The sequence below is a fragment of the Streptomyces sp. WELS2 genome (genome assembly GCF_013870595.1).
Lineage (GTDB): Bacteria > Actinomycetota > Actinomycetes > Streptomycetales > Streptomycetaceae > Streptomyces.
The window spans coordinates 1-4,824 of record NZ_JACBWZ010000481.1 but is presented as its reverse complement, the minus strand read 5'-3'; the positions used below and the strand labels follow the sequence as shown (position 1 = coordinate 4,824).

The window sequence follows — 4,824 nt, the reverse complement described above, 5'->3', positions numbered from 1 at the left end:
TCCTCCACGGCCGGGGCGGCCGGCCGGATGCCGGGGGGCGGGACGAGCGGCTCTCCGTCCTTCGGCGCCGGACGGCTGGTGCCGGGCACCCAGGAGGCGCCGTTCCAGTACCGGACGTAGCCGGGGATGGACGGGTCCGGGTAGTAGCCCTCGCGGGGCCTGTCGTCGCCGGGTGCCGGGGTTGGGGCGCTCATGTCCGTCGTCCCGTATCTGCTCGGGGGTGGGATGGGGGCCTCCACATCTATCAGACCGGGGCAGCCCGCAGCGCCAGTCCGGCGGGACCCACTCCTTTCCGGGCAACGCCGTGCCCGCCTTCCGGGGAGCGCGGAAAAAACTTCCCCGGACCGGCGTAATGCTCCGGCCGCCACCCGCTCTCCCCTGGTACGGGCCCGGTCCGAGCGGACCCCGACCAGAAGGGAGACACCGTCATGCGGCACACCGTGGTGGAGCGGGAGCTGGAGCTGAGGCTCGTCCTGTCGCCGGAGGAGAACGTCCCGGTCCCGGCCCGGCTGACCTACCGTTCCGACGACCCCTACGCCGTCCACATCGCCTTCCACATCAACTCCGAGCACCCGGTGCACTGGACGTTCGCCCGCGAGCTGCTGGTGGAGGGGGTGTTCCGGCCGTGCGGGCACGGGGACGTGCGGGTGTGGCCGGGGAGGTCGGACGGGCGCGGTGTCGTCCTGATGGCGCTGAGCGCGCCGGACGGCGACGCGCTGCTCCAGGCGCCCGTCGCGCCGGTCTCGGCCTGGCTGGAGCGGACGCTGCGGGCGGTGCCGCCGGGCGCGGAGGGCGGTCAGCCGGGCCTCGACGACGCGCTCGACCAGCTCCTCGCCCGGTGAGCCGGATGCCGGGGACCGGACGGCCGCACCAGTCCGGAAGGTCAGAACAGCTTGCCCGGGTTGAGGATGCCCAGTGGGTCGAAGGCCTGCTTCACCGCCCGCTGCATCTCCACCCCGACCGGGCCCAGCTCACGGGCCAGCCACTCCTTCTTCAGCACGCCGACCCCGTGTTCCCCGGTGATGGTGCCGCCCAGCTCCAGGCCGAGGGCCATGATCTCGTCGAAGGACTCGCGGGCCCGGCGGGACTCCTCGGGGTCGCGGGCGTCGAAGCAGACGGTGGGGTGGGTGTTGCCGTCGCCCGCGTGGGCGCACACGCCGATGGTGAGGCCGTACTTCGCGGCGATCCGTTCGACGCCGGTCAGCATCTCGCCGAGCCGGGAGCGGGGCACGCACACGTCGTCGATCATCGTCGTGCCCTTGACCGCCTCCAGCGCGGTCAGCGAGAGCCGCCGGGCCTGGAGCAGCAGTTCGGACTCGGCCGCGTCGTCGGCGGGCACGACCTCGGTGGCGCCGGCGGCCTCGCACAGGGCGGCGACGGCGGCCAGGTCGGCGGCGGGGTCCGGGGTGTCGAAGGCGGCCAGCAGCAGCGCCTCGGTGGTCTCGGGCAGGCCCATGTGCGCGAGGTCGTTGACCGCCTTGACCGTCGTACGGTCCATCAGTTCGAGGAGGGACGGGACGTGACCGCCGGCCATGATGCGGCACACGGCGTCGCAGGCGGCGGTCGCCGAGGCGAACTCGGCGGCCAGCACGAGCTGCTGCGGCGGCTTCGGCTTCAGTGCCAGGACCGCCCGGACGACGATGCCGAGGGAGCCCTCGGAGCCGACGAACAGCCGGGTGAGGTCGTAGCCCGCGACGCCCTTGGCGGTGCGCCGGCCGGTGGACATCAGACGGCCGTCGGCGAGGACGACGTCCAGGCCGAGGACGTACTCGGCGGTGACGCCGTACTTGACGCAGCACAGGCCGCCGGAGGCGGTGCCGATGTTGCCGCCGATGGTGCACATCTCCCAGCTGGAGGGGTCCGGCGGGTAGTACAGGCCGTGTTCCTCGACCGCGCGGGAGAGGGCCGCGTTGATGACGCCCGGCTCCACCACGGCGATCCGGTCGACGGGGCTGATCTCCAGGATGCGGTCCATCTTGGTCAGCGACAGCGCGATGCAGCCGTCGGTGGCGTTCGCGCCGCCGGACAGGCCGGTGCGGGCGCCCTGCGGGACGACCGGGACGCGCAGCTCGGTGGCGGTGCGCATGACGTGCTGGACCTGCTCGACGGTGCGCGGCAGGACGACGGCGGCGGGCCGGCCGGCCGGGCAGAAGCTCGCCATGTCGTGGGCGTAGGAGGCGGTGACGTCGGGGTCGGTCAGGACGGCCTCGGGCGGCAGGCCGGCCAGGAGCCGGTCGGCGAGGTTACCGGTGTGCTCGTCGCGGGGCGCTTCGATACGGCTCATGATCACAGCGTGACACTCGCGGCCATCGGTGTGAACCCCGCCCGCGCCGCCCTTGGGCCACCCGGATGTGCTCGTCATATTGACGCACAGTGAGCGCCATGGAGAACCGGCAGTGCGTGGGTACGTCCCTGATCTCCGAGCCGCCGGCGCCGCGCCGGCTCGAGGGTCTTGGGCGTGACGTCCCGGCCCGCCGCCATCACCAGATCCTCGGGGCTGATGTTCCCGGCGGGCGCGGAGTGGAGCAGGGCGTCCGGGGTGCAGACGTCGTCCGACGCGCGGGACTCTTCGGGTGTGGATGCCGACATGATGCCTCCTCCTCGGTCCGGATGACCGCATCCGTGCCGGTGCCTCCGAACGGGGCACACTCTCACCATTGCCCGCTCCGGCGCACCCTGCATCCGGAAGGCGCCGGGGGCGGGTGCCGAGCGCGTTCCCGCGCCACGGCGAACCACTCCCTCCTAAGCTGGAAAACATCCCGCATGCGGGGAAAGCCCCGCGTCCGGGAGACACCCGCGAACGGAGAGAACGCCCGCAGCCGGCCGGCATCCGCAAGCGGACAGAAACGCCCCGCACCGCTCACCGGGAGGCCGCCGATGGCCGCGACGCCGTTCGCCGAGGACGCCCCCAGCCCCCGCCCCCGCTACCTGCCCATCGCCGACCACGGCCTCATCGGCGACCTGCGCAGCGTGGCCCTGGTCGGCACCGACGGCACGATCGACTGGTACTGCTGCCCGTCCTTCGACTCCCCGAGCGTCTTCGCGGCGATCCTCGACGCCGAGCGCGGCGGACGCTACGAGCTGGCCGCCGCCGTCCCCGCGCGCGCCAAGCAGTTCTACTTCCCCGACACCAACGTGCTCATCACCCGGTTCTTCACCGACGAGGGCGTCGGCGAGGTGCAGGACTTCATGCCCGTCGGCTGCGACGGCTCGTGCGAGGTGAGCCGGCACCGGCTGATCCGGCGCGTGGTGTGCGTGCGCGGCACCGTGCCCTTCCGCGCCCTGATCGCGCCGCGCTTCGACTACGGCGCCGCGCCGCACGTCCTGCGCACCGAGGACGACATGGTCTTCTTCGAGTCCCCGGCGCTGTCCCTGGCGCTCACCTCGACCGTCTCCGTGGAGACCGACGGCCGGGACGCGCGGGCCGAGTTCAAGCTGGCCGAGGGCGAGACGGCGGTGTTCGCGCTCGACCAGCTCGGCGCGCGGGTGCCGCCGCGCGCCTGCGCCCACGCCGAGGCGGAGCACGAGTTCAACGCGACCGTCGCCTACTGGCGCCGGTGGCTGCACCAGTCCCGCTACCGGGGCCGCTGGCGCGAGATGGTCCACCGCTCGGCCCTCACCCTGAAGCTGCTCACCTACGCCCCCACCGGAGCCATCGTCGCCGCGCCCACCACCAGCCTGCCCGAGCAGCTCGGCGGCGAGCGCAACTGGGACTACCGGTATGTGTGGGTCCGCGACGCCGCCTTCGCCGTCTACGCGCTGCTCAGGCTCGGCTTCAGCGGCGAGGCCGAGGCCTTCATGAAGTTCCTGACCACGCACATCAGCCCCGGCGACGGCGCCGCCTCGGGACCGTTGCAGATCATGTACGGCATCGACGGCCGCGCCGACCTGCCCGAACGCGAGCTGCCCCACCTGGAAGGACACCTCGGCTCCGCACCGGTCCGGGTCGGCAACGCCGCCGCCGGCCAGCTCCAGCTGGACATCTACGGCGCGCTGATCGACTCGGTCTACCTCTACGACAAGTGGGCGCAGCCCATCTCCAGCGGACAGTGGGACGACCTGTGCCACCTGGTCGACTGGCTGTGCGACCACTGGGACCAGCCCGACGAGGGCGTCTGGGAGACCCGCGGCGGTCGCAAGAACTTCCTGTACTCGCGGCTGATGTGCTGGGTCGCCATCGAGCGGGCCATCCGGCTGGCCAACCACCGCGGGCTGCCCGCCGACCACCGCCGCTGGCGGCAGACCCGGGACGCCATCTACCGGCGGATCATGGACCGCGGCTGGTCGGCCCGGCGGGGCGCGTTCGTCCAGTACGAGGGCGCCGACGTCCTCGACGCCTCGGTGCTGATGATGCCCCTCGCCAAGTTCATCGCCCCCACCGACCCCAAGTGGCTGTCCACCCTGGACGCCCTCACCGAGGACCTCGTCTCCGACTCCCTCGTCTACCGCTACGACCCGAAGGTCAGCCCCGACGGCCTCCGCGGCGACGAGGGCACCTTCTCCATCTGCTCGTTCTGGTACGTCGAGGCGCTGGTGCGGGCCGGCCGGCTCGACGAGGCGCGGCTGGCCTTCGAGAAGATGCTCACCTACGCCAACCACCTCGGCCTGTACGCCGAGGAGATCGGCCGCACCGGCGAGCAACAGGGCAACTTCCCGCAGGCCTTCACGCACCTGTCCCTGATCAGCGCCGCCTTCAACCTGGACCGCGCCCTCGGCTGAGCAGCCCGGGCATGTCCCGGCCCGGCAACGGCCGCCACCGCCGTGCCACAGCCGGTCCGCGCGCGCCGACCAGCCGGCTGACGGGCCATCAACAGCGTCGGGGCC

General features: G+C 72.7%; 5 protein-coding genes. 2 read left to right on the top strand and 3 right to left on the bottom strand.

From position 1 onward, the window contains the following. A partial coding sequence (locus tag H5J33_RS23735) for a DUF2510 domain-containing protein (RefSeq protein ID WP_181796928.1) occupies positions 1–194 on the bottom strand: 194 nt, incomplete at its 3' end. A 234-nt stretch (positions 195–428) separates the two neighbouring features. On the opposite strand from H5J33_RS23735, the gene H5J33_RS23730 reads away from it, so the two are divergent. Next, a complete protein-coding gene (locus tag H5J33_RS23730; protein WP_181796927.1) occupies positions 429–842 on the top strand; it encodes an SsgA family sporulation/cell division regulator in 414 nt (137 codons plus the stop codon). A 41-nt stretch (positions 843–883) separates the two neighbouring features. Here H5J33_RS23730 and H5J33_RS23725 read toward each other — a convergent pair whose 3' ends face one another. Both H5J33_RS23725 and H5J33_RS23720 read right to left on the bottom strand, forming a co-directional pair. After that, the gene (locus H5J33_RS23725; protein WP_181796926.1) at positions 884–2,290 is read right to left on the bottom strand and encodes an FAD-binding oxidoreductase; all 1,407 of its coding nucleotides are present in this window, start codon (positions 2,288–2,290) and stop codon (positions 884–886) included. Positions 2,291–2,358: 68 nt separating this feature from the next. Beyond that, the gene (locus tag H5J33_RS23720) at positions 2,359–2,589 is read right to left on the bottom strand and encodes a hypothetical protein (protein WP_181796925.1); all 231 of its coding nucleotides are present in this window, start codon (positions 2,587–2,589) and stop codon (positions 2,359–2,361) included. A gap of 288 nt (positions 2,590–2,877) precedes the next feature. Here H5J33_RS23720 and H5J33_RS23715 point away from each other — a divergent pair, with 288 nt between their 5' ends. Then, positions 2,878–4,719: a glycoside hydrolase family 15 protein gene (locus H5J33_RS23715; protein ID WP_181796924.1), complete on the top strand. Its 1,842-nt coding sequence runs from the start codon at positions 2,878–2,880 to the stop codon at positions 4,717–4,719. Positions 4,720–4,824: the final 105 nt, after the last annotated feature.

Excerpts from the sequence above, each read along its gene's own strand:
- H5J33_RS23730 (WP_181796927.1), top strand. The coding sequence starts at position 429 with ATGCGGCACACCGTGGTGGAGCGGGAGCTGGAGCTGAGGCTCGTCCTG.
- H5J33_RS23720 (WP_181796925.1), bottom strand. The coding sequence starts at position 2,589 with ATGTCGGCATCCACACCCGAAGAGTCCCGCGCGTCGGACGACGTCTGC.
- H5J33_RS23715 (WP_181796924.1), top strand. The coding sequence starts at position 2,878 with ATGGCCGCGACGCCGTTCGCCGAGGACGCCCCCAGCCCCCGCCCCCGC.